The organism is Duganella violaceipulchra (assembly GCF_019166075.1).
GTDB classification, from domain to species: domain Bacteria; phylum Pseudomonadota; class Gammaproteobacteria; order Burkholderiales; family Burkholderiaceae_D; genus Rugamonas; species Rugamonas violaceipulchra.
This window is the reverse complement of record NZ_JAHTGR010000013.1, coordinates 93,800-117,590: the sequence shown is the minus strand read 5'-3', so window position 1 is coordinate 117,590 and position 23,791 is coordinate 93,800. Positions and strand designations below refer to the sequence as shown.

The 23,791-nt window shown below is 64.2% G+C and carries 26 protein-coding genes and 1 tRNA gene; 15 read left to right on the top strand and 12 right to left on the bottom strand.

All coding sequences use genetic code 11. The features are described from left to right. Window positions 1-171: 171 nt before the first annotated feature. Window positions 172-1,770 (top strand): malate synthase A, encoded by a 1,599-nt coding sequence (aceB, locus tag KVP70_RS22890; protein ID WP_217944633.1) that lies wholly within the window; start codon window positions 172-174, stop codon window positions 1,768-1,770. 30 nt (window positions 1,771-1,800) lie between these two features. Here aceB and gloB read toward each other — a convergent pair whose 3' ends face one another. Beyond that, entirely contained in the window at window positions 1,801-2,607 is an 807-nt protein-coding gene (gene gloB, locus KVP70_RS22885) for a hydroxyacylglutathione hydrolase (RefSeq protein WP_217944631.1), read from the bottom strand. Between the two features lie 21 nt (window positions 2,608-2,628). Here gloB and KVP70_RS22880 point away from each other — a divergent pair, with 21 nt between their 5' ends. The 4 genes from KVP70_RS22880 (at window position 2,629) to KVP70_RS22865 (ending at window position 4,756) form a co-directional block, all read left to right on the top strand. Next, on the top strand, window positions 2,629-3,408 hold the full coding sequence (locus KVP70_RS22880; protein WP_217944629.1) for a class I SAM-dependent methyltransferase: 780 nt from the start codon (window positions 2,629-2,631) through the stop codon (window positions 3,406-3,408). After that, window positions 3,401-3,841: a ribonuclease HI gene (gene rnhA, locus KVP70_RS22875; protein ID WP_217944627.1), complete on the top strand. Its 441-nt coding sequence runs from the start codon at window positions 3,401-3,403 to the stop codon at window positions 3,839-3,841. Before KVP70_RS22880 ends, rnhA begins: the two co-directional genes overlap by 8 nt. A gap of 53 nt (window positions 3,842-3,894) precedes the next feature. Further along, window positions 3,895-4,611, top strand: coding sequence for a DNA polymerase III subunit epsilon (gene dnaQ / locus KVP70_RS22870; protein WP_217944626.1), 717 nt, complete (start codon window positions 3,895-3,897; stop codon window positions 4,609-4,611). Between the two features lie 70 nt (window positions 4,612-4,681). Continuing rightward, a tRNA-Val gene (locus KVP70_RS22865) sits at window positions 4,682-4,756 on the top strand. A 604-nt stretch (window positions 4,757-5,360) separates the two neighbouring features. Here KVP70_RS22865 and KVP70_RS22860 read toward each other — a convergent pair. Together KVP70_RS22860 and KVP70_RS22855 are read right to left on the bottom strand one after the other, a co-directional pair. Continuing rightward, window positions 5,361-5,915, bottom strand: a complete 555-nt coding sequence (locus tag KVP70_RS22860) for a DsbC family protein (RefSeq protein WP_217944624.1) — start codon at window positions 5,913-5,915, stop codon at window positions 5,361-5,363. A gap of 63 nt (window positions 5,916-5,978) precedes the next feature. Further along, window positions 5,979-6,440, bottom strand: coding sequence for a YHS domain-containing (seleno)protein (locus KVP70_RS22855; RefSeq protein ID WP_217944622.1), 462 nt, complete (start codon window positions 6,438-6,440; stop codon window positions 5,979-5,981). 727 nt (window positions 6,441-7,167) lie between these two features. On the opposite strand from KVP70_RS22855, the gene KVP70_RS22850 reads away from it, so the two are divergent. Continuing rightward, the gene (locus tag KVP70_RS22850) at window positions 7,168-7,872 is read left to right on the top strand and encodes a hypothetical protein (protein ID WP_217944620.1); all 705 of its coding nucleotides are present in this window, start codon (window positions 7,168-7,170) and stop codon (window positions 7,870-7,872) included. 66 nt (window positions 7,873-7,938) lie between these two features. On the opposite strand, the gene KVP70_RS22845 is transcribed toward KVP70_RS22850, so the two are convergent. From KVP70_RS22845 to KVP70_RS22815, 7 genes are all read right to left on the bottom strand, one after another. After that, window positions 7,939-8,883 carry a LysR family transcriptional regulator gene (locus tag KVP70_RS22845; protein WP_217944619.1) on the bottom strand — a complete coding sequence of 315 codons (945 nt, stop codon included), beginning with the start codon at window positions 8,881-8,883 and terminating at the stop codon, window positions 7,939-7,941. An 85-nt stretch (window positions 8,884-8,968) separates the two neighbouring features. Then, window positions 8,969-9,568 carry an RNA polymerase sigma factor gene (locus KVP70_RS22840; RefSeq protein ID WP_217944618.1) on the bottom strand — a complete coding sequence of 200 codons (600 nt, stop codon included), beginning with the start codon at window positions 9,566-9,568 and terminating at the stop codon, window positions 8,969-8,971. Window positions 9,569-9,753: 185 nt separating this feature from the next. Beyond that, on the bottom strand, window positions 9,754-10,710 hold the full coding sequence (locus tag KVP70_RS22835; protein WP_217944616.1) for a pyridoxamine 5'-phosphate oxidase family protein: 957 nt from the start codon (window positions 10,708-10,710) through the stop codon (window positions 9,754-9,756). 74 nt (window positions 10,711-10,784) lie between these two features. Beyond that, window positions 10,785-11,234 (bottom strand): DUF3455 domain-containing protein, encoded by a 450-nt coding sequence (locus KVP70_RS22830; RefSeq protein WP_217944615.1) that lies wholly within the window; start codon window positions 11,232-11,234, stop codon window positions 10,785-10,787. Window positions 11,235-11,433: 199 nt separating this feature from the next. Then, window positions 11,434-11,982 (bottom strand): carboxymuconolactone decarboxylase family protein, encoded by a 549-nt coding sequence (locus tag KVP70_RS22825; protein ID WP_217944613.1) that lies wholly within the window; start codon window positions 11,980-11,982, stop codon window positions 11,434-11,436. 196 nt (window positions 11,983-12,178) lie between these two features. Further along, complete coding sequence (locus tag KVP70_RS22820) at window positions 12,179-12,958, bottom strand: retropepsin-like aspartic protease (protein ID WP_217944611.1); 780 nt, start codon at window positions 12,956-12,958, stop codon at window positions 12,179-12,181. A 262-nt stretch (window positions 12,959-13,220) separates the two neighbouring features. Then, complete coding sequence (locus KVP70_RS22815) at window positions 13,221-14,117, bottom strand: LysR family transcriptional regulator (RefSeq protein WP_217944609.1); 897 nt, start codon at window positions 14,115-14,117, stop codon at window positions 13,221-13,223. A gap of 109 nt (window positions 14,118-14,226) precedes the next feature. Between KVP70_RS22815 and KVP70_RS22810 the strand changes: the two genes are divergently transcribed. Next, window positions 14,227-14,922, top strand: coding sequence for a glutathione S-transferase family protein (locus KVP70_RS22810; protein WP_217944607.1), 696 nt, complete (start codon window positions 14,227-14,229; stop codon window positions 14,920-14,922). A gap of 100 nt (window positions 14,923-15,022) precedes the next feature. On the opposite strand, the gene nhaD is transcribed toward KVP70_RS22810, so the two are convergent. Together nhaD and KVP70_RS22800 are read right to left on the bottom strand one after the other, a co-directional pair. After that, the gene (gene nhaD, locus KVP70_RS22805; RefSeq protein ID WP_217944606.1) at window positions 15,023-16,303 is read right to left on the bottom strand and encodes a sodium:proton antiporter NhaD; all 1,281 of its coding nucleotides are present in this window, start codon (window positions 16,301-16,303) and stop codon (window positions 15,023-15,025) included. Between the two features lie 209 nt (window positions 16,304-16,512). Further along, on the bottom strand, window positions 16,513-17,856 hold the full coding sequence (locus KVP70_RS22800) for a chloride channel protein (protein ID WP_217944605.1): 1,344 nt from the start codon (window positions 17,854-17,856) through the stop codon (window positions 16,513-16,515). A 401-nt stretch (window positions 17,857-18,257) separates the two neighbouring features. Between KVP70_RS22800 and KVP70_RS22795 the strand changes: the two genes are divergently transcribed. The 8 genes from KVP70_RS22795 (at window position 18,258) to KVP70_RS22760 (ending at window position 23,788) form a co-directional block, all read left to right on the top strand. After that, complete coding sequence (locus KVP70_RS22795) at window positions 18,258-19,070, top strand: hypothetical protein (RefSeq protein ID WP_217944604.1); 813 nt, start codon at window positions 18,258-18,260, stop codon at window positions 19,068-19,070. After that, window positions 19,060-20,274, top strand: a complete 1,215-nt coding sequence (locus tag KVP70_RS22790) for a cation:proton antiporter domain-containing protein (protein WP_217944602.1) — start codon at window positions 19,060-19,062, stop codon at window positions 20,272-20,274. The genes KVP70_RS22795 and KVP70_RS22790 overlap by 11 nt, the downstream gene beginning before the upstream one ends. Continuing rightward, a complete protein-coding gene (locus KVP70_RS22785; protein WP_229225034.1) occupies window positions 20,267-21,478 on the top strand; it encodes a YbdK family carboxylate-amine ligase in 1,212 nt (403 codons plus the stop codon). Before KVP70_RS22790 ends, KVP70_RS22785 begins: the two co-directional genes overlap by 8 nt. Beyond that, window positions 21,475-21,867 carry a hypothetical protein gene (locus KVP70_RS22780; RefSeq protein ID WP_217944600.1) on the top strand — a complete coding sequence of 131 codons (393 nt, stop codon included), beginning with the start codon at window positions 21,475-21,477 and terminating at the stop codon, window positions 21,865-21,867. The genes KVP70_RS22785 and KVP70_RS22780 overlap by 4 nt, the downstream gene beginning before the upstream one ends. 1 nt (window position 21,868) lies before the next feature. Then, window positions 21,869-22,126, top strand: coding sequence for a DUF5985 family protein (locus KVP70_RS22775; RefSeq protein WP_217944598.1), 258 nt, complete (start codon window positions 21,869-21,871; stop codon window positions 22,124-22,126). 7 nt (window positions 22,127-22,133) lie between these two features. Continuing rightward, the gene (locus KVP70_RS22770) at window positions 22,134-22,403 is read left to right on the top strand and encodes a DUF5985 family protein (RefSeq protein WP_217944596.1); all 270 of its coding nucleotides are present in this window, start codon (window positions 22,134-22,136) and stop codon (window positions 22,401-22,403) included. 55 nt (window positions 22,404-22,458) lie between these two features. Then, a complete protein-coding gene (locus KVP70_RS22765) occupies window positions 22,459-22,974 on the top strand; it encodes a MarR family winged helix-turn-helix transcriptional regulator (protein ID WP_217944595.1) in 516 nt (171 codons plus the stop codon). 421 nt (window positions 22,975-23,395) lie between these two features. Continuing rightward, window positions 23,396-23,788: a hypothetical protein gene (locus KVP70_RS22760; protein ID WP_217944593.1), complete on the top strand. Its 393-nt coding sequence runs from the start codon at window positions 23,396-23,398 to the stop codon at window positions 23,786-23,788. Window positions 23,789-23,791: the final 3 nt, after the last annotated feature.

The following is a 23,791-nucleotide window of genomic DNA, read 5'->3' as shown; positions in this document are numbered from 1 at the left end:
AACGCATAGATGATGTGATTTTTAGTCTCGTTTGCATAACTTATTAGTGAATATACTGTAAAACATATCAAGGCGTAACTGAGTCCGCACACTAAAAGAATCAGCGTGCAACAAGAAGGCCAGTGCTTATAATTTGATCTTGTAGTTAATATTTTCTTTCGGAGAGACCTCATGACGCAGTCCACCATCAATCTGCCGGCAGGCATGGAAATCACGGGCGAGATCAAGCCTGGCTACGAAAACATCCTGACCACCGAGGCACTGTCGCTGGTGGTCAAGCTGACCCGCGAGTTCGAAGCTCGCCGTCAACAATTGCTGGCCGTGCGCGTCGAGCGCGCCAAGCGCCTGGACGCCGGCGAGCGTCCCGACTTCCTGGCCGAGACCGCGCACATCCGCGCCGGCGACTGGAAGATCGCCCCGATTCCGAAGGCGCTGGAATGCCGCCGCGTGGAAATCACCGGCCCGGTCGAGCGCAAGATGGTCATCAACGCCTTCAACTCGGGCGCCGACAGCTACATGACCGACTTCGAAGATTCGAACACCCCGAACTGGGACAACCAGATCACCGGCCAGATCAATATGTTCGACGCGGTGCGCCGCACCATTTCGCTGGAGCAGAACGGCAAGTCCTACAAGCTCAACGACAAGATCGCCACCCTGGTGGTACGCCCGCGCGGCTGGCACCTGGACGAGAAGCACGTGCTGGTTGACGGCAAGCGCATCTCCGGCGGCATCTTCGACTTCGCGCTGTTCATGTTCCACAACGCCAAAGAGCAGCTGGCGCGCGGCGCCGGCCCTTACTTCTACCTGCCGAAGATGGAATCGCACCTGGAAGCGCGCCTGTGGAACGACATCTTCGTGATGACGCAAAACGAACTGGGCCTGCCGCAGGGCACGATCAAAGCCACCGTGCTGATCGAGACCATCCTGGCCGCCTTCGAGATGGACGAAATCCTGTACGAGCTGCGCGAACACAGCTCGGGCCTGAACGCCGGCCGTTGGGACTACATCTTCTCGTGCATCAAGAAGTTCAAGCTGGACAAGGATTTCTGCCTGGCCGACCGCGCCAAGGTGACGATGACCGCGCCGTTCATGCGCGCCTACGCCTTGCTGCTGTTGAAGACCTGCCACAAGCGCAACGCGCCGGCGATCGGCGGCATGGCCGCGCTGATTCCGATCAAGAACGATCCGGAGAAGAACGAAGTCGCCATGGGCGGCGTGCGCAACGACAAGGCGCGCGACGCCACCGACGGCTACGACGGCGGCTGGGTTGCCCACCCGGGCCTGGTGGAGCTGGCGATGACCGAGTTCACCAAAGTGCTGGGCGACAAGCCCAACCAGATCGACAAGCAACGTCCGGACATCGACGTGAGCGCCGCGCAGTTGCTGGACTTCAAGCCGGAAGCGCCGATCACCGAGGCGGGCCTGCGCTACAACATCAACGTCGGCATCCACTACCTGGGCAGCTGGCTGGCCGGCAACGGTTGCGTGCCTATCCACAACCTGATGGAAGATGCGGCCACGGCGGAAATCAGCCGTTCGCAAGTGTGGCAGTGGATCCGTTCGGACAAGGGCGTGCTGGAAGACGGCCGCAAGGTGACCGCCGACATGGTGCGCGCGATGATCAAGGAAGAACTGGTCAAGGTGCAGCGCGATGCGCCGGGCGGCGACGGCCCGACCTACGTGCGCGCCGGTCACATCTTCGAAGAGATGTCGACCTCGTCCGAGTTCGCGGAGTTCCTGACGCTGCCGCTGTACGAAGAGATCTAAGAAAAAACGGCCCGCAAGGGCCGTTTTCAATCAGAAGTCATTTTTCCACAGGCGCAGCGCGGTGAAGGTGGCCAGCGGTGTATCGATGCGGTCCAGCTTTCCGGCGCGTACCAATTGTTCGGCGATGGCCGCTTCGCGGTAGCGCAGGAAGGGATTGGTCGCCTTTTCCACACCTATCGTGCTCGGCACCGTCGGCAGATTGTGCTCGCGCTTGTCGGTCTCCACCTTCACCCTTTCCTGCAGGGCCACATTGTCCGGCTCCACCACGCGCGCGAAGCGCAGGTTGGATAGCGTATATTCGTGGGCACAGTAGACCTTGGTATCATCTGGCAGTGCGGCCAGTTTGCCCAGGGAGCTGATCATCTGCGCCGGCGTACCTTCGAACAGGCGGCCGCAGCCGCCGGCAAACAGCGTGTCGCCGCAGAACAGCCAGGTCGGCGCGTCGGCGGACGCTTCGCGCACGTAGGCAATGTGGCCCATGGTGTGGCCGGGCACGTCGAGCACCGACAGCCGCAGTGGCAGGCCGGGCACGTCGAATACCTTGCCTTCGCCGACCGGCAATGTGACCGCGGCGATGGTCTCGTTGCGCGGACCATAAACGGGAACCTGATAATGCTGTAATAATTCAGGGACGCCGCCAATATGGTCAGCATGGTGATGGGTGAGTAGAATGGCGGTGAGCTTGAGCCCGTTTTCTGCGAGCGCCGCCCGGATGGGCTTGGCGTCGCCGGGGTCGACTGCGACGGCGTGGACGCCATCATGGATCAGCCACAAGTAGTTGTCGTGGAAAGCGGGAACCGTCAGAACACTGAGTGCTTGAGTAGATGAATTGGTCATTGGATCGCAAAAAGGCTAGGCATGGACAAGGCAGGATCTGAGAAATCCATTATAGCGCTGGAAGGCTGGCTGCAAACGCCCGCCGGTGTGTACTTGCGTGAGTGGGAACAAACCTGTCTCGATAATTTAACAGCTGATATCTTCGGATACAACGCGGTGCAGATCGGCATGCCTCAAATCGATGCGCTGGCCGCCAACCGCATGCCGTACAAGCTGCTGGTCGACCGCAAGGTGCGCGCCGTCAGCGATCCCGCGCAGCGTCCGGTGTCGGTGACGCTCGATTGTACCGAGCTGCCGTTCGCTTCGCAGTCCATTGATCTGGTGGTGCTGCCGCATGTGCTGGAGTTTTCCACCGATCCGCACCAGGTGCTGCGCGAAGTCGAGCGGGTGCTGATACCGGAAGGGCAGGTCATCATCTGTGGTTTCAATCCGGCCAGCCTGTGGGGCGCGCGCCACGTGTTGCGGCGCGTCGGCGGCACCTCCTTCCTGCCGCGCACGGAGGAGCTGATCTCTATGCCGCGCATGAAAGACTGGTTAAAATTATTGAATATGGGCGCCAGCCAGAGTCACTTCGGCTGCTACGCGCCGGCCTGTCGCACAGAAAAGTGGCTGCATCGCTACGCATTCATGGATAATGCCGGGCCGCGCTGGTGGCCCTACCTGGGCGGCGTCTATATCGTGCAGGCGATCAAGCGCGTGAAGGGCATGCATTTGATCGGTCCGGCTTGGACCAAAAAAACGGCGTCGGCCCCCGCGGTCGTCCCGGCAACAAATAAAAGGCGGGAACAGCAGGATGGATAAGGTAGAGATTTTTACGGACGGCGCATGCAAGGGTAATCCCGGCCTCGGCGGCTGGGGCGCGTTCCTGGTGGCCGAAGGCGCCGAAAAGGAAATTTGCGGCGGCACCCGCGACACCACCAACAATCGCATGGAGTTGCAGGCGGTGATCGAAGCGCTCAACGCGCTCAAGCGCCCGTGCATGGTCACGCTGCACACCGACAGCCAGTATGTGCAAAAAGGCATCAGCGAATGGATACACGGCTGGAAGGCGCGCGGCTGGAAGACGGCCGCCAGGGAGCCGGTCAAGAACGAGGACCTGTGGCGCGCGCTGGACGCCGCGCAAGCCATGCACACCGTCGAATGGCGCTGGGTGCGCGGCCACAACGGCCATCCGGGCAACGAGCGGGCCGACATGCTGGCCAATCGCGGTGTCGAACTGGCACGCGGCCGTTGAGCGGCGGCGGCCTGTTATACTCCCCAGTCCAGTTGTAGCCACCACAGAACACTATGCGCCAAATCGTACTCGATACCGAAACCACCGGTATCAATCCCAAGCTGGGCAACCGCGTCATCGAGATCGGTTGCGTCGAGCTGTATAACCGCATGCTGACGGGGAATAACTTCCACGTCTACATCAACCCGGAACGCGAGTCGGAAGAGGGCGCGCTGAACGTCCACGGTCTGACCACGGAGTTCCTGAGCGATAAGCCGAAATTCCATCAGATCGTCGAAGATCTGCGCGCCTACATCCAGGGCGCAGAGGTCATCATTCACAATGCGCCGTTCGATCTGGGTTTCCTGAATCACGAGTTCAAGCTGTTGAACCTGCCGGATTTTTCCAGCCACATCGGCGGCGTGATCGACACGCTGGTGCAGGCCAAGGAACTCCATCCGGGCAAGCGCAACTCGCTCGATGCGCTGTGCGACCGCTATGGCGTGTCGAACTCGCACCGCAAGCTGCACGGCGCGCTGCTCGATGCGGAATTGCTGGCCGACGTCTACCTGTCGATGACGCGCGGGCAGAACAGCCTGGGCATGGATGCGGAAGAGGAAGTGATGGCCGGCGCCGAGTTGCTGGAGCCGGTGCCGCTGGCCGACATCATCTTCCTGCCGGCCTCGGACGACGAGCTGGCGGCGCATGCGGCCACGCTGGCGGGGCTGGACAAGGCCGTCAAAGGCCAGTGCATCTGGACCGCGACGATCACGCCACCGGCCGCCGGATAAGAAATCGATAGAATTTTCGCCTTTGGCCTTCCCCTGCGGGCAGGTTGTATGCGATAATTCGCCCCGCTTCGGGAGGTTAGCTCAGGGGTAGAGCACTGCATTCACACTGCAGGGGTCGCAAGTTCGAAACTTGCACTTCCCACCAGAATTTATCAAGAAAATCAAAGGCTTGCATCGAATTGATGCAGGCCTTTTTTCTTGCCGGTGCGAATAGTACGGAGAAGTACGGAGAATTTTCCCGTTCGTATTCTTCGGCAGTACGCGCGGTATCCTGTAGATTGTTCGGTCCTATTCTCAACCACCAATCATCTACGCTTTTCGCGTCTAAACCTCCGCACTGAAAGATTCCTTTAATTCGGCCTATCCTATTAAAGCCTTCTTTATAAGGTCGGTGCGAATGAGCTGCAGCTCAAGTAGGGCGAGCCCGGCTGGACGCAGCCACGTCTGCATCCGGACCCAGACCGACGCGCTGCGGCGCTCGCCGGTGCGCAGTGGGCCACAGCAACAGCCGCAGCAACAGAATCCGCCATCGCGCTACCCGCCGGTCCGCTGCACCTATTGTCTGCAGCGCATCACCCGCGCCCGGCTCGACGCCGAGCAGCTGGGGCGGCGCGTGCGCGACGACAAGGTGAGGCGGCCCGTCCCAGTGCCGCCAGCAGCGCGGCCTTTGCCGTCGAGCCGGGGAGATCGAAAATGCTGATGATGGGTGCCTTGAAGCACCGCTGTCCCGGCTGGCCGTGGCTGCCAAATCACCGATCGTTCGCGCCGACGGGGGCGATCGATTGCGGGCGGTGCTCGACCTGGGCCGCCCTCAGGCGCTGTTCCAATGCCGCCGCCGAAATCGCTCCCGCGTGCATGCTGCCATCGGCGAACAAGAGCGTAGGCGTCGCCTGCACATGCAAGCGATCGGCCAGGGCGCGCAAGGACGCTACCGGCGCGCTGCAGCCCGCTACTGTGGCGGGCACTTCATGCGCGCCGAACCAGCGGGCCAGCGCGCGGGCGCGGTCGGGCGAGCACCAGATCCGGTCTGCCTTGGCCCGCGAGTCGGGATCCAGCACATCCAGCAGAAAGGTGAAGACCACCACGTCGTCGGACTGGCGCAGCGTCTGGTGCAGCGCCCGGCAGTACGGACAATAGGCGTCTTCAAACACCACCACGGCACGGGTGCCGGCCCCGACCTGGGTGCGGATCGCCTGCGACAGGGGCAGGCGCGCGAAATCATCGGCCGGGTCGACGCCCACGGCTCGGACCGGCGACAGCAGCAGGGACAGGCAGGCGCACAGCGCCGGGGCGTTCAGTTTCATCGTCGTTACTCCTCTTGGCCCCTGGGCGGGGCGCGACTGCAGGCGCTCCGCACAGGGATAGTCTTACAGGTCGGCAGGCTGCTTGCCGGCGATGGTCTTCCAGTTCGCATCGGCCGTCTTGATGCGGCCGGGGATGTCGGCCGACCACAGGCCGCGGATCTTGCTGTCCAGATTCAGGTACAGCTTGCCGTCAACGATGTCGTACACATCCGGATCTGCCACGAATTTCTTGCCGATCGAGGCGCCGAACGCGCAGTAGCCGCCGTACTGGGGCAGGAACTTGGAAGGGGCGGCTTCGAACATCTTCTTGTTGTCGTCGCTGGCAAACAGATAGGTCACGCCGGCCACCACGGCCACATGGTGGCCGTTGCCGCGCTGTGGCTTCTCCTGGGTGAAGTAGGAGGTCAGGTCATAGCCGGCTGCGCCGACCACGTTGTCGTGTGGTGTCTCGGCGTTGGCCGCAGTCATGCCGGCGCAGGCCAGTACAAGCGCGGCCGCGCTCAGCAAGGATTTCAGAATGTTCATGTGGTGCTCCTGTGGTTGGGGGAAAGACGTCAATATAAATGCGGCGGCGCGCCGGGGGAATGCGCGTACGGCACAATTGACTATTTCGCTGTCGACAACAGGTGCTGGCGGGGCCTTGGCTTCCCGGCCTGGGCTATCCCTTGGTGCGATTTCAAGGTTTCCGGCAGGTATCGATGCGCCTCCTGGCTAGTCAGCAGGCCGGCGATGGAGCTACGCTGTTGAGGGCGACGTCGCCTGGCTCAGCCGGCTGCATGGCCCTGTTTGCGTGGTGTGGCGTCGCGGACGCCGATGAATGGCACGGCCTGGTCGATCTGCAGGCGGTGTCGGCGGACACCGCAGGCAGTTGGACCCGGGCCGGCTCGGCTAAGTCGCGCTACGACGCTAGCGGGCCGGGCCTGAGTGTCGGCCAGGCGGTCGTGCGGGGGGGGGAGATGGACCTGCCCGCCGAGTTGTCCGCGCTCGCCACGCCGGCGTGGTGGATGTCCGCGAAGCATGGATCGAATGGCGTCCTGTGCCGACCAGCGCCTGGAAATGGCGCGCCAAGGCGGGGTTCTTTTTCGCGCCCAGCAGTGTCGAAATCGATTACGGCGACATGGCGTGGACGCCGACACGCACCATCTCCAGCTCCACGATCAATAGCTGAATCGGCGAAGAATTGCGCACCGGCGGGATCGAAGCGCAACTATCCCATAGCGGACGCTATGAGCGCTCGCCGCACGACTACGGCATGACCTTCGCCATTTTTCAAGGCAACGATCCGGCCGGTACTTTGTTGGCCTGGCGCGGCTGGTCAGTAGGGGACTGGATCGCCGGACGCGATGAAGCCGTGCGCCTGCCCGATTTGCCGGTGTACCGTGCTGACGGCCCGATGCCGAGGCAGGATCGTGTCATTCATCCGCTCCGGGCGATCGATGGCCGCGCCGGCTACTACGTCGGGGCGAACTACCGCTACGGCGAGGTGGCCGAGCTCGCATGGCTGCGCTATGACAACCGCGCCGATCCGTTGAAAGTCAGGCACGGCCAGTATGGATGGCGCACGCGGTTCGATCATCCCAGCATGGTGCTGCGGCCGGGCCACGGCTGGGAAGCGCGGGCGCAGCTGATGCGCGGCGATATCACGATGGGGCCGAATGCGGCCGCGCTCGATTTCCAGGCGTGGTATGCGCTCGTTAGCCGGCAGCTTGGGCCGGGCACGTTGGCGTTGCGCTATGACCGCTTACGCACAGTTGAGCACGACCTTTTGCCGGAGGACCCCAATGCGGAGCGCGGCCGCGCGCTGGCGCTGGCCTACAGCCTCAACGTGTCGGACGCGGTGGCGGTGGTGGCCGAGCTGTTGGCCATCGACAGCTTGCGAGACGCGCGCGCCTTGCTGGGGGAGGGGCGGCGGCAGATCGAGCGCAGCCTGGCCGCGTCGGTTCGATGGCGGTTTTAAGCGGGCGCCGCCGACTCGAACGAGGCCGCAGGCGTTGCAATGCCGTCGTGCTGTGATCGCGCCCGGCTATTGCCGGACATTGTCCTGCCCCCCCGTTCCCTCCCATTTCATGGCGGCGGACGCGATCTCTTTGCGCAAGCGCGCGGCGATCAGATCCACGAAGCTCCGGATTTTCGCCGATGCATAGCGGCCTTCACGGTGAAGCACGTGCACTGGCAGCGTGGCGGGACGAAACGCCGGCAGGACTTCGACCAGTTCGCCGCTGGCGAGGTAGGGCGCCGCCTGATAGGACATCACCCGCGTCAGGCCAAAGCCCGAACGCGCCGCGTCGATGGCGCAATCGTTGGAACTGATCGTCAGGCGTGGACGCACGCGTATCGTCAGGCGCCGTTCCTGGTCGGTGAACTTCCACTCCACCAAAGGCGTCACCGCGATCGCTGAAACGACTGTGTGTTCATGGAGCGCATCGGGCGACCCCGGGGTGCCGTGCGCCGCCAGATACTGCGGTGCCGCGCAAATGACCGGATAGACCTCGCCGACGCGCAGCGCACGCATGCCCGAGTCGGGTAGTTCGCCGATCCGGACGCCGACGTCGAATCCCTCTTCGAGCAGATTGACCACGCGATCGAGAAAGGTCGCCGTCACCTCCATGTCCGGGTACTGGCGCAGATAGTCGGTTATGCCGGGTAAGACGAACATTTTTCCAAACAGGACAGGGGCGGTGACCGCCAGCATGCCTCGCGGCATGCCATTCGCTCCGGCGACGCTTTCGTCGGCCGCATCCGCCTCGGCGATGATGCGGCGCGCGTCGTCGAAGTAGCGTTGTACCGCCTCTGTGACGCGCACGTAGCGCGTGGTGCGGTCGAGCAGTTTCACGCCCAGGTGTGCTTCGAGCGCCGCCACCGCCCTGGTCACGGCAGGCGGGGAGGTGCCCAGGCGGCGCGCGGCGCCGGCGAAGCTGCTCTCTTCGGTCACGGCGACAAATACTTCCATCAGATATAGACGATCCATGCGTGCTCCGGAGTTATGCAAAGTAGGGCGACGGGACTTGCCGAAGGTTAAACCTTAACAGGCGCGGCAATCTTGGGTGGCTTTTTTATGGCGCTGCCTCCCCAGCACGCTGGGCGGCCGCGATGGCTTCCATTTTTTCAGCGGACTGAACGAGGTCGTCCAAGGCCGCCCGCGCAAACTTTCGTGCCCGGTGCAACAGCACCCAGACATGACTTGTCGTCAGCCCAAGCTGCGCGCCGATTTCCGCGCCGCCGTAGCCGCAAAGCTCCGTCAATAGGAACACCTGCCGCCCTTGACACGACATCTTGCCCAAGCCGGTGCTGAGCGCGTCCATCAGTCTGGACGTGTGCGCCTGTTGTTCCGGTTCAGTGAGCTCGTCCGAGGCGGACTGGCCGCGCGCCAGTTCGTCGGACTCCAGTTGCGCGGTTTCGGAGTCGTCGTCGTAGCGCATGCGGGCGCGCAATTCGTCGGAGATCTTGTTGCGCAGGATCGCGAAAATAAACGTCGAGTAGGCACTGTCACCGCGGAATCGCCGCTCACCCGTGACCAATGCTTCCAGCGTGGACTGCACGGCATCCATGGCCGAGGCCTCGCTGCCCAGACTGCGGAACGCGTAGGTATAGAGCAGACGCTTCATGAAGTCCGGCGTGTAGGGACTGTCGTAGGCTGCTGCAGGTGGGCTCATGCCGGTTCTTGGAGCGAGAAGGTTTTCTTGTGGCCTCGACTGTCCCAACCTCTGATCACAAAAGTATCGCGTGCAGGATTCTCGGCATTCAATTATTTATGTAAGGTCATCGGCCATGGCTGTCCAAGCGCGTTCACCGATGGTGGTGCTGGCCCACGGCGATGTAGCGCTTGCCGCGCTTTCCGTCAGGGGCCGCCGCCGGCCAGGTCGTGGCGCACGCGGGCGCCGCGCACCACCGTTCCCAAGCCCCACGCGGCTTGGCGTTGGCGTGCGGTCGCCTCGGCGGGTTCGCTGCTGCGCAAGCTGATTTCAAATGCCTCGTTGCGGCCGACCAAGGCGGTGATCGCGTAATGCGCCGGCACGCGAGCGCCGTTCTCCTCGCTCAAGGCGATCTCGAGGTGGGCGCCGGCCGACAGGTCGTCGGGCAGGGGCAGGCCGTCGATGCTGGTCAATTCGTGGACGCGGATCTGCGGCGTCGCCTGTCTGACTGCGCGCACGACGAGATGCAGCGGACCATCGCCAGCGATGATTTGCGGGCCGCCGCTGGCTTGTTGCGCGGCGCACCGCAGTTGCGCCACCTGATCGCGCAGCGCGCGCAATTCCGGCTCCACGCTTGCGCGGGTGATGCGCTCGGTGATATGTTGCGGACAGTTCCAGTCGTAGCCGGCGATCTTGATCACGTAGGCGCGTTCCGGCACGCCGTAGCCCGGCATCGCCAGACTGGCGACCAAGCCGCGATCGCTGGCCGCGTCGACCAGTGTCACGCGGCCCATGATCTTCAGCCGCCGCCTGGCGCTCCAGTCCATGATGATCAGCGCTATCCGCCCATCCCCGGACAAGTTTCCCAGGCTGATGTACTGGCGGTTCCCGCCGAGGTCGGCGAACCCGATGGTGTAGCGGTCGATCACCTTCAGGAAGCCCGGCGGGCCGCCACGATGCTGGACGTAGGGCCAGCCGGTCTCGCCGATGGTGGACTGGAAAAAATGGTCGGCCTGGGCGATGAATTCTGTTTCGCGCGTACCGAGGCGCACATCGCCGAGATTTTCCTGGCCGGCGCCGGCATACAGGCGCCGGCTGCCTCGCTTCTCCTGCATGGACTTGACGCTGTCGGTGAAGGCGATGTCGTAGTAGGCGTGTCCCATGTTTGTTTCTCCGGTCGGTTGGTGTGCTGGTGTAGGGCGCGCGCCCTGCGAACGGGGAGACGCCGCTGCGTTGGCTACATCGTCGAATATATTCGATAGATGGCCTGGTAGGGCACCCGCGCCATGCTGCCCGGATGTTCACGGTCGCAGCCTTCGGCAGGGGCCTTGCCAGCTTGCGTGGCGACGCGCTGAATCGCGCTGACCGATCCGAAAACCCCGCCGCCCGAATGCTTCCTGGCTTCGAGCAGCAACCACGGAATGTCGCTGGCGGCGGGAGCGTCGTGGCGCGCCGTGACGGCGGCGACCACAGTGCTGCCATCAAGCGATTGCCAGGTTGGACCGGAAAAATGTTTGCCTACCAAGGTACCACTGGCGTCAAACAAAGCCGCCTCTGGCGCGCTGAAAGTCCATTCGAATTTTCCGGGCGTGGCCGGGCTTTCCGTGCAAACGTAAATCTGCACGCCACGGGCGTGCAGTTCCAGGGCTTGGCCGTGAGTCGCCGACGATTGCAAATTGGCGGGCACGGCAATTTCAGCACCACCATGGGCCAGCGCGGGTACGGCAACCGCAGTCCATAGAGCGGTCGCTAGACTAATCGAGAAGAGGGGCGTCATTGTAATGGTTGGGTTCAGGGTTTGATGATTGTGTCGCCAGGGCGAGCGGGGCGTGGCGTAGTAGCCAGAAAAACGCCCGGCATTGCCGGGCGCAAGGGTTGATGATGGTTCAGGCGACGCGCTTCGGACCGGCCGCGGGGAAGTCCAGCGTGGTGCGGGCGACATTGTTGATGTAGTTGGTCAGGATGTTCAACGCCACCTCGGCCACAATCTCCACGGTTGCAGCGTCGCCGTAGCCAGCCGCCTTCAGGGCTGCGAGGTCGGCATCGGTGACACGTCCCTGTTCGGCCGCAACGCGGCGGGCGAAATGCAAGGCCGCCTTGGCGCGGGCGTCGCTCGAGTCCGCGTTGCGCGCCGCATTGATTTCTTCATCGCTCAGCTTTGCCAGGTTCTTGCCCAGATAGGTATGGGCCGCCAGGCAGTATTCGCAGTCGTTGAATTCGGCCACCGCCAGCGCGATGCGCTCGCGCAGCGGACCACCGAGGCTGCCGTTGGACAGGGCACCGCTGAGCGACAGATAGCCTTCCAGCGCGGCCGGACTGTTGCCGACCAATTTCATCAAATTGGGTACGACGCCGAGCTGCTTGTTGACAGCGGCGAGCAGGGGGTGCGACGCGGCCGGGGCTTGGTCTACGGTTGGGATGCTAATGCGGTTCATAATTTCTCCAGTCAGGTAGTTGTGTCAGGGGGCGCACACATGCAGTGCTACGACGGAAGTCATCGTATTACACGGCGTTGAAAAGAAGAATGGCTCTTATCTGCAATTTAATATTCCGCCATTTAGAACAATACCCCGTGCCATGCCTTGCCCGCTTTTGCATCCGGCGGCCCGGCGGACCTCCACGCCGGACGGCTCAGCGTTCGAAGCGCACCGTCTGGGCGACGTAGTTCAGCGTGATCTTGTACTTCTTCAGGAAACCGATGCCGAGCGAAACGCCGGCGCCAACGCTGTCGGTGGCGGTGCCGAAGTCGGTGTAGGCGGCGCGTTGATCCCGCACCGTCAGCGCGCCGACCGTAAACTCCGGCGCCTTGCCAACGACTATTGCTTGTGCGCCGCCATGGCCCATGGTCTGCGCCGGCTTTGCTTCGGCCATCAGCTTTTCGATGCCGAGCTCCTTTGCCGTGGCCGGTGTAATGATCATGTCATAGGTGCCGCCGGTGTCGATCAGGGCAGGCACCGTCTTGCCACCGATGTTGAGCGCAATGACGGGTATTCCTGTCTTGAGCGACATGGGCACGTCGCGCGGATCTGCCGGCTGCGGCAGCGTTTCCAGGTAGACCAGCGAGTGCGGATAGTCGATGACGATGGCCTTGCCTTCCAGGTAGGTGCGACCCAGCATGCCTGCGGCCGGCGCGCCGTCCGGACCCGTCATGCCCAAGGCGATCGACTCAAACGCCACCACCCCTTCCGCTTCCTGTCCGACGCGCAGGCGCACTGTGTCGGTATTGTAGTTTTGCGGCTGGGTGGTGCCGAAGGTCGCTTGTGGGACCAGGCTCGGCGTGAGCGTCAGTCCGATCTGCCTGGCGTAGGCCTGGTCGACGATCGACTCGGTGGTGCCGCTGTCGAGGATCATCCAGGCCTCCGGCAGCTGGTTGACCGAGACCTTGAGGTAGACAAAGCCTTTGTGGAACATGGATGGCAATATATGCGTTTGCGGCGGGGGCGTTTCCGCGGCCAGTGCCGGTGGTACTGCCAGTGAGGCACTCAGCCAAAGGCTCGCCGCCAGGGTGGCGCGCGCGCATGGGAGCAGCAACATGCTCGATTTCAATTTTTGCATAAGGGATTCCAGAAAGGGGCAGCGGCACTGCTCAACTAGACAATAGCAAACTTTTAAATCGGGAAATACCATCCCGCAGCACAATTCAGTCTTGCGGCAAACAGCCATACAAGCGTCGCTATTTCGTGCGTTCACCGAGGCAATGGGACAGCATGTCGGCAAAGGCGACCACCTTGGCGGCGCGCTGGCGGTGGCCCGGCCAGACGAGGTTGATGGGCAAAGGGGCGATCGACCACTGCGGCAACAACGACCGCACCTGCCCGTTGTCGAGTTCGGCGCTCGCCATCCAGCTGGGCGCATAGGCGATGCCCATGCCGTCGAGCAGGGCGGCGCGTACGGCCTCGGAACTGTTGCTCTGAAGCGCGCCGTGGACCGCCACACCTAAGGTGCGTCCGTCGGCATGGGTGAAATGCCACACATTGCGGGTGCTGAGCTCGGTGTAGACGATGCAGCGATGCGCCGGCAGTTCCTCCGGCGAAGCCGGCGTGCCATGCGTGTCCAGATAGGCCGCGCTGGCCATCAGCGTACCTTTGCTGTAACCGATGCAACGCGCCACCAGGGTACTGTCGGCCAGTTGGCCGATACGCACCGCCAGGTCGATGCCCTGGTCGACCAGGTCGATGTAATGGTCGTGCAATTGCAGGTCGATCTGCAAGTTCGGATGTTGTTCCAAGAATCGTTTGACCAGCGGCATCATCACGCGCAGGCCAAAGCCGAGCGGCGCCGCGACGCGCAGGCAACCTTGCAGTTGCTGGGCGCTGTCGCGCACTTGCTGCTCGGCCTCGGCCACCTCGGCCACCAGGCGGCGCGCCTGCTCAAAATAGCGCTGCCCTTCCTCCGTCAAGGCCAGCGCGCGCGTCGAGCGCACGAGCAAACGCGCGCCGAGGTGTTGCTCCAGCGCCGCCACCTGCTTGCTGATCGCACTCTGGGTGGTGCCTCGCTCGCGCGCGACGGCCGAAAAAGAGCCGGTTTCGCTCACCCGGACAAACATATGCATCGCAGTAAGACGATCCATGACCTCTCCACTCATTCGAAATTGGAATGAATGTTAGTCGAAATTTCTATCTTACTGGGATGAGGGGAATAATTTATCGTGGGCGCTCCTTAAACCCATATGGACTGTCATGCTCAAATTCTACTACCACCCCTCGCCGAATCCCGCCAAGATTGCCCTGTTTCTCGAGGAGAGCGGTTTGCCTTACGAGCTCATTTTGGTCGACACCCACCGCGGCGAACAACATTTGCCTGCCTATCTGGCGATCAATCCCAATGCCAAGACGCCGGCGCTGGTCGACGGCGCGGCCACCGTCTTCGACAGCAATGCGATCCTGCTGTATCTGGCCGAGAAGACCGGGCGTTTCCTGCCCGGCGACACGCCAGCCGAGCGTGCCGACATGTACAGCTGGCTGATGTTCCTGGCAACCGGCCTTGCGCCCATGTGCGGGCAGCTGGGACACTTCAAGTACTTCGCGCCGCAGCCGAGCGAGTATGCCCTCAACCGTTACACGTTTGAAGCCTGGCGCCATTGGGACATCATCGAAGCCCGGCTGGCGCAACGCCCCTACATGCTCGGCGAGCAATACACCATCGTCGACATGGCCGTGTGGGGCTGGGCACGTGTGGCGCCCTTCGTCTTGGGCGAGCAGATCTGGGAGAGACTGCCGCACGTGAAACGCTGGTTCGACGCCATCAATGCCCGTCCCGCCGCCGTGCGCGCCGAAGCATTGAAGGACGCCCAGCCTTACAAGGCTGATTTCGACGCCGAGACACTGGCCGCGCTGTTCCGCCACAACCGCAACAACGGGCACGCCGCAGCCTGAGGCTTGCCCAAGCGAGCGCGCGCTGGACAGCGCGCTCAACAGCGCGACCAGCAGCTGCAATTGGTCCAGCTGGGCGTATTGCTGAGTGTGTGGCGGACGTTCAATGCAGTATGCTGTACTGCGCCAGATAGGTGGCAGCGCCGGCCAGATAGCCGATCAGGGCAAGTCCGCTGATCTTGCGCAGGTACCAGATGAACTGGATCTTTTCCAGGCTCATCGCGGCGACGCCGGCCGCCGAGCCGATAATCAGCATCGACCCGCCGGTGCCGGCGCAATAGGCGATGAAATCCCACAACTGGTGATCCATCGGGAACTGCGCGGTGCTGTACATGCCCATCGAGGCAGCCACCAGCGGGACGTTGTCGACGATCGCGCTCAGCAAGCCCAGCAGGACGACGATGACCTCCTGGCGGCCGACCGCGCGGTCCAGCCACTCGGCCAGCGACTTCAGGATATGCGCATGTTCCAGCGTGGCCACCGCCAGCAGGATGCCGATGAAGAAGACGATGGCGCCCATGTCGATCCGCTGCAGCGCGCTGGTCAGCGACAAGGCTTCCTTCTGGGCGACATCCTTGTTCCGGTGTATCAGCTCGCCCACCAACCACAGCAGGCCGAGGCCGAACAGGATGCCCATGAAGGGCGGCAGGTGCGTCATCGTCTTGAACAGCGGCACGGCCAGCAGGATGCCGATACCCAGCGTCAGCATCAGCGCCTGGTCCGATGCGCTCGTCGCGGACGCATGGCCGGCGTTGGGCGCCGGCGCCACGAAGCTGCGGCCGCGCAGCACAAAAGCCGAGATCGCCAACGGCACGAGCAGGTTCACCAGCGACGGCATCAACACGGCCTGGACGATGCCGGTGCTCGACAGCTGGCCGCCGATCCACAGCATGGTGGTGGTGACGTCGCCGATCGGCGACCAGGCGCCGCCCGCGTTGGCCGCCAGCACGATCATGCCGGCGAAGTAGAGCCGGTCTTCGGCCTGGTCGAGCAGCTTCTTCGACAGGGAAATCATGACGATGGTGGTGGTCAAGTTGTCGAGGACGGCGCTGAGGAAGAAGGTCACCAGGCCGACCAGCCACAGCAGCGACGTCAGGCTGGTGGTCTTGATGCGCGAGGTAATGAGCTCGAAGCCGTGGTGGGAGTCGACCACTTCGACGATGGCCATCGCGCCCATCAGGAAAAAGACGATTTGGGCGGTGGCGGCCACCGTCTCGTCGAGCTTTTCCCCGACCAGGCGCGGTTCATCGACGCCCAGTGCGTAGATGGTCCACAGCAGGCCGGCGCCGACCAGGGCCGAGGCGGACTTGTTGACGCCGATCGGATGTTCCAGCGCGATGGCGGCGTAGGCGATGATGAAGACGACAATCAGCAAGATGAGCATTTTCTTTTTTCCAGAGTTGAAGCAGGCACGCATGCGCCGTTACGGCAACGGGCATGGTTTGAAATATCGATCAGCGAGGAGACGGCGGAAAGAGGGATGTTTTGCATGCATTGACGCTACTCGGCCGCGTGGCGGCCCGGCCATCGCACATCCTGTCGCGCCGGTTGGCACGATCACCCTTGTTGCACTTTAGCACATAGTGGGCGTTCCTAAACGCGCCCGTCGCCTGGCGGCGCCGCCAGGGCGGTCGCGTTGGCCAGTTGTTGTAGCGCCAGCACGGTGTACAGCGGCGCGCTGATCACATGGGAGACGGTGCGCGCCACCATCGCGCACGCCATCAGGCTGAGCACCATCGCGTGGCCGTCGACCATTTCCATGACGATGATGAAGGAGGTCAGCGGCGCCTGGGTGGCGGCGGCCAGGAAGCCGACCATGCCCAGCGCGATCAGGGCGGTCGCCTGCGGCGAGTGCAGCAGCAGCGCGATATCGTTGCCGAGCGCGGCGCCGATCGCCAGCGAGGGGGCGAAGATCCCGGCCGGCACGCCCGACCAGGTGGTGAGCCAAGTGGCGACGAACTTCAGCAGCAGGAACTGCGCCGGCACGCTTTCGCGGCCGGCCACCATGTCGCGCGTGTGGCTGTAGCCGCTGCCGAAGGTGGCGCTGGCCGAGACCACCCCGATCACCGCCACCAGCAGGCCGCACAGCCCGGCAAACACCACCGGATGGGCACGGCGCAGGCGCGACAGGGCGTCGCCGCCGTGGCCGCCCAGCGAGGCCTGCAGCAGGCGCGAGAACAGGCCGCCGGCCAAGCCGCTGGTCAGCGCGACCAGCGCGCCGGGCAGCAGCAGCGACAAGTCGATGCCGCTGGTGTGGATGATGCCGAAGTAGGTGGCGTTGCCGTAGACCGAGACCGCGATCAGGCCGGCCAGCACGATGGCCGACATCAGCAGGCCGCTGCTGCGCTGTTCCGGGGTGCGCGACAACTCCTCGATGGCGAACATGACCCCGGCCAGCGGCGTGTTGAAGGCCGCGGCGATGCCGGCCGCGCCGCCGGCCACCAACAGGCCGTGGGTGCTCACCGACGAGCGTTCCGGCAGCCAGCGGCGCACCGTCAGCATGATGCCGGCGGCCACCTGCACCGAGGGGCCCTCGCGCCCGAGCGACAGGCCGGCCAGCAAGCCCCAGGTGGTCAGTCCGACCTTCGCCAGGCTGAGCTTGAACGACACCAGCCGCCCGGTCGCGTGCGGCGGCGCCAGCGGGTCTAGCGCCGCCATCACCTGCGGTATGCCCGAGCCGGCGGCGGCGCTGAAGTGGCGCCGGGTGATCCAGACGATGGCGGCCGTGCACAGCGGGGTCCACAGCAGCGCCAGCCACGGTTTGACGTGGAAGCCCTGCATGAACAGCGACAGCGCCTGTTCGCCCAGCCAGGTGAAGCCCGTCACCGCCAACCCGGCGGCGGCGGCGGCGGCCACCACCAGGGCGCGGGTGGCCCAGATCCGCCAATTGCGGAATTCCCGGTTGAATGCGGCGGTGGTGTTGTGCTTGTTTATCATCTGATAGGGGGGGATCTAAAAAAATCCTCGCCGGTACGAGGATCAAGGCCTTTACAGGCGCTGCTGCGAGAATTGGACATGTCGATCAAAACTACATTTGTACAAATATACTTTGTTGCAATATAATTTGTCAAATGCACCCATCAATTATTTCAAGTCGTTGCGCACGCCAGCGGCGCCGCATCGCTGGGCTGTTGCTTGGCCTGTTCGCTTGCCGCTTGTGGGCGGCGCCCCCGGCACCGGCCGACACCGAACTGCCGGCGTCGCTTCGATCATTCGCCACGCTGGCGCATAGCCGGCCAGTGTTTTGCACGCAACAGGATAGCAGTCCGCCGGCCGCCTGGCTGGCCATGCCCGCCCAATGCGCCTGGCGCGGCAGACTGGTGATGCGGCGCTGGGTCGTGGACAGCCTGGGCGTGTCGTCCTGCGTCAGCACGCCTGCGAGGTGGTGGCATTGGCGGGCCGCGCTCGCCGGCGCGCCGCCCTGGCCGATCTGGAACGCCCGCTGGCGCCGCCAGGCGTGGGCGCAGCCGAGCGAGGATGCCGACGGCAGCCGGCGCGTGGTGCTGTTGGCCCGGTCAGGCGATGGCGGCTGGCTCGCCACGGAATGGCGCTGGACGCCGGCCGAGCGCGCCGCGACGCGCGCCTGGGAGCCGCAGCGGTGGCAGCAGCTGCAGCGAGACGTGCTGGCCGCCAGCGACGCGGACGAGGACCTGGCCGCGCCGCCGGCGCTGCTGGACATCTGGCGGCGCCATGTGCGCGGCCGAGCGGCCGAACGAGTCGGGCCGGCGCTGGTGTGGCAGGGCGAGCATCAATGTGTGCACCTGCTGGAGGCCGATCAGCGCGATGATCCGGCCATGCCCATGCCCTTGCCCTTCGCGCGCGAGGATAGCCGGCTTGAGCAGCGGGCCGCGATCCAGGTGCAGCTGGCGCGCGCCGCGCCGGGCGCGACGTGGCCGGCCTCGTTCCACCTGATGCTGCCATCCTTGCCGCAACAGCGCAGCGCCACCTATGCCGCGATCGCCCGCAGCGGGCAACTGCTGGTGGGGCGACTGTGGCTGCCGCAGAAAACCGGCCAGGCACCGCTACGGGCCCGCCTGGAAGTGGCACTGATGGCGCCCGCCGGGTCGGCGGCGGAGGCCCGGGCGGTGTCGCTGCTGGACCGTGAGATGGCGGCGCTGGCGGCGTTGTGGACGGCCGATCATGAGCGCTGAGCTGATCTCCTGGCCGCTCTGGTGGTCGTCGCCGTTGGCGCTGTTGGGCGCCGGCCTGCTGCTGGCCCAGATGCTAGGCCTGGTGCTGGAGTCGCGCGGCCTGCCCAGGCTGTACGGAGCGGTGATCGCCGGGCTGGCGCTCGGCGTGAGCGGCCTGGGCCTGATCGACACCGCCGTCGCCACGCAATTCCAGGAATTGTTCAATGCGGCCACCGCCCTGGTGCTGTTCGAGGTCGGCCGCAAGATGGACCTGGCCTGGCTGTGGCGCAGCCGGCGCCAGGGCGCCAGCCTGCTGCTGGCCTGCGTGCTGCGGGGCGCGGTGGCCTGCGCCTTGCTCGTGCTGTGCGGGCTCGGCTGGAGCGAGGCCGGTTTCATGGCGGCCATGCTGATCGCCGCCAGCCCGATCATCTACGCCTCGATGGTGTCCGACGCCGACGCCAGCGGCGTGACGGTGTTCGCAGGCGCCAATTTCGTCGGCCTGGGCAACGTCATGGCCTTGCTGGTGCTGGTGCCGACGCTGGCCTGGCTGAAGGCGCGCGACGGCGGCGCCCTGACCGGCTACGGCGCCGAACTGATGCAGCAGCTGGGCCGTCTCGGCGGCGGACTGGCGATCGCGCTGTTGTGCTACGGGCTGTACGCGCTGGCGACGCGGCTCAGCAGGGCGCGCGCGCGCATGCGGCCCGGCATGCTGCTGGCCGCGCTGCTGATGGACCTGGGCCTGTGCTCGGTCAGCGCGGCCAGCGCGCTGCTGTCGCTGTTGTTGATGGGGGTGTTGCTGCGCAACGCAGAAAAGCGCGACAATGTGTTCCAGGCCGAGCTGCGCACCGGCCAGGACATCGGCTACGCGCTGTTGTTCATGATGTCGTCGTCGCTGGTGCAGCTGCAGCAGCTGTTGCACTGGCAGGCGCTGGGCGTGGCGCTGCTGCTGTTCGCCGCGCGTATCGCGGCGACCCGCGTCGCGCTGGCGCCGGCGCTGGCCTGGAGCCGGTCGAAGAAGAACGCCCTGGCGCTATCGATGGGTTCGCTGGTGAGTTTCGGCGCCCTGATGGTGGACAATTCGATGACCGGCTACCCCGGCTTGAGCGAGGGCGCCAACCAGATCATGGCGGCGCTGTTGGCGCTCAACGTGCTGGTCGCGCCGGCGCTGACCTGGTATGGGCTGCGGCTGGCCGGCGAACACCACGAGGAGGACGGGCATGACTGATCGGGCAATGGCCGACGCGCAGGCGGCGGCGGTGGCGGGGCAGGGGCCGGCCTATCTGCCGCCGTTCGCCCACTCGCGCCTGGGCACGATGGGCATCGAGCTCGAGCTGATGGTGCTCGACCGCCTGACGTTCGACCTGCTGCCGGCGGCGCCGGATATCCTGCGCCTGCTGGACCTGCAGGACAAGCGCTGGATCGCCACGCCGGAAATCACCACCTCGATGCTGGAGGTGGCCAGCTCGGTGCTGGAAAACTACCAGCAGGCCGAGACCGAACTCGAGGAAATCCGCCGCAGCGTGGAACGGGCCGCGTTCGCGGTCGGCGCGGTGATCGCCGGCGGCGGCGCCCATCCGTTCCAGCGCTGGAGCGACCAGCGCATCTACCCGAAGGACCGCTATCGCGCCTCGGCCCGGAAGTTCGGTTACCTGGCCAAGCTGTTTACCGTGTTCGGCATGCATGTCCATGTCGGCGTGCCGAGCGGCGACGAGGCGGTGCGCCTGTGCGCCTGGCTGACCCAGCGCGCGCCGCTGTTCATCGCGCTGTCGGCCAATTCGCCGTGCTGGCAGGGCGAGAATTCCGGCTTTTGCAGCGCCCGCAGCAACGTGGTCGGGGCCTTTCCGATGAGCGGCACCATGCCGGCCCACATCCGCAGCTGGGGCCAGTTCGAGCAGCACTTCGCCCGCCTGGCCGGGCTGGGCATCGTCGGCAGCATCAAGGACTTCTATTGGGACGTGCGGCCCAAGCCGGAATTCGGCACCATCGAGCTGCGCGTGCTGGACACGCCGCTGCATCCGGCCTACGCGGCCGCGCTGGCCTGCTACGCGCGCGCGCTGTGCATCGAGGCCTACCGCCAGCCGGGCCGCTGGCCGGCCGACGACGGCCCCGAGCTGTACACCTGGAACCGCTTCAGCGCCGCGCGCGACGGCATCGACGGCGTGTGGATCGATCCGGAGAGCGGGCGTTCCTGCTCCATCGCCGACGTGATCAACGCCGACATGTCCCGGCTGGCGCCCAAGTCCGACGATCCCGGCTTCGGCCGCGCGCGCGCCCAGATCGAGCAGCTGCTGCGCGACGGCGGTCAGGCGCGCTGGCTGACGCGGCAACTGGCCGCCGGCTATGGGATGAACGACCTGGCCCGTCATGCGAGCGAGCTGTTCAGTCAGAAGGCGACGGCTTTGCACGGCTTCCCGGGAGCCGGCCGATGACGTCGCCGCCGCTGCCGGACGATCTGCGGCGTTTCATCCTGACCAGCGTGGCGTCGGTGCCGCACCTGGAGGCCTTGCTGCTGCTGCGTTCCTGGCCCGAGCAAGAGTGGGACAGCGCCGCCGTCGCCCAGCGGCTCTACGTTGCCGAGCGGGCGGCGCGCCGGCTGCTGGAGGAACTGTGCACCATGGGCGCCCTGGCCGGCAGCAGGACGCACCAGCGTGTCACGTATCGTTACTGGCCGCGCCACCCCGAGCTGGCAGCCATGATCGACCTCCTGGCGCAGGCCTACGCGTCGAACCTGGTCGCCATCGCGGGGCTGATACACTCCAAAACCGATAGGCAAGCACAGCAATTTGCCGATGCCTTCACCTGGCGAAAGGACGTTTGACATGGCGCAGACCATTTATGGACTTTGCACGCTCACCTCGCTGGCCTGCGCATGGATGTTGCTCACCAGGTACCGGCGCAACGGCGTGCGCCTGCTGTTCTGGAGCGGCCTGTGCTTCATCGGCATGTCGGTCAACAATGTGTTGCTGGTGCTCGACAAGCTGGTGTTCCCGCAGGTGGACCTGCTGCCCTTGCGTCTGGCCAGCGCCCTGGTGGCGCTGTTGTTGTTGCTGTATGGCCTAATCTACGAAGACAAGTGAGGCAAGCATGATCAATTTCCTGACCGGCGCCATCGCCATGGCCTCCTGTGTGATTGCCTTGTTCTTCTTGCGTTTCTGGCGCAGTTCCGGGCAACGTTTTTTCCTGTATTTCGCCCTCTCGTTCCTGGTGGAGGGCGCGCACCGGATCTATTCGGCCTGGGATGGCGCAGTGAACGAGGATTCGCCTTACCATTATCTGGTGCGGCTGCTTTCCTATGGCCTCATCCTGTGGGCCATTCTGGAAAAAAACTGGCCGCAGCGCGGTGCCGGCGATTGAGCCATACTTCACCGTGCGGGATGGCGGATGGGCGGTTTTCGACTATCATTCCGGCATGTCATCGACCAATCCAACCGAAAATAAAATTGCCGGCCACGCCGGCGCCGCTGAACTGCCATCGCCCACCAGAGTACTGAGGCAGTTTCGGGTCGTCTTCAACGCCGTCAAAACCCATTTCCGCAATGTCGAGAAAGCCGCCGGCATCGGCGGCTCGCAGTTGTGGGCGCTCAGCGTGGTCCAGCAACGGCCCGGCATCGGCGTCGGCGAACTGGCCCGCGCGCTGGACGTGCACCAGACCACGGCCAGCAATCTGCTCAAGAGCCTGGCGGCCCAGGGATTGATTGCCTTGGACAGGAACGGCAGCGATCGGCGCGCCGCCACCGTTACCTTGCTGCCTGCGGGGGAGGTACGTCTGGGCAGCGCCCCCGGACCCTTTGCCGGTGTATTGCCCGATGCGTTGGCGACGTTGGACGCGCGGACTTTGGTGCGTATGGAGCACGATTTGAGCATCCTGATTGCGGCGCTTGAAGCGGGCACCGCAGGCGCTGACATACCGCTGGCAGACTTGTAGAGCATTTCCACTTTCCAGCGCGTGGCCAAAGAAAATACGGAGAGCGGGTACGGAGGCAGTACGGAGTCCTGAGGGATTTTCCGGGAGCCGGCGGGAGCCATCACTCGGCGGCGCCCCCTATGAAGGCTGTCTTCGGGGAACTCCCCTAGTCTCGTCCGAGAGCATTCACACTGCAGGGGTCGCAAGTTCGAAACTTGCACTTCCCACCAGAATACGTTTGAAATCAAAGGCCTGCGTCAATCTGACGCAGGCTTTTTTTCTGGGGAAGTACGGAGTCTGGATGATTTTTCCGCTCTGAATACTTTGGCGTTCTGTAGATAATCCAAGAGATTATTCGGTCGTTTCTCAACTCCCCCATCGTCAACGCTTTTCGTGCCTGGTGCGGTGTGGAATAGTCAGCGGCTGCTATAATCGCCCGGAAATGAAAAATGCCCTCTTGATACTGCTGATGCTGGTCCTTCCTCTGCAAGCGATTGCAGCGGCGGAGCGCAATCTTACGCACGTATTGGGCAGCGGCAGTGGACAAGGTCTGGCGTTTATTGCCCAACATATGGCAGAGCATGCTGAACACGTCTTGCACCATCACGATGATGATGACGATGCTGATGATGGCGGCATTCACGTCGACAGTTCCCATAAATCCATTCAGCATCTTGCCGACTATGAGCAAGGCTGCGGCATGAACATCCTGCTTTCCGCTTTCGATGAACCGTGTTTGCCGGTGACACCGCGCGTTGTGCCGATATTCCGTTCTGACGGCTTCTCTGATCGCACCACCATACCGCTACTTCGACCTCCTCGCGCGCTCGCCTGAGCG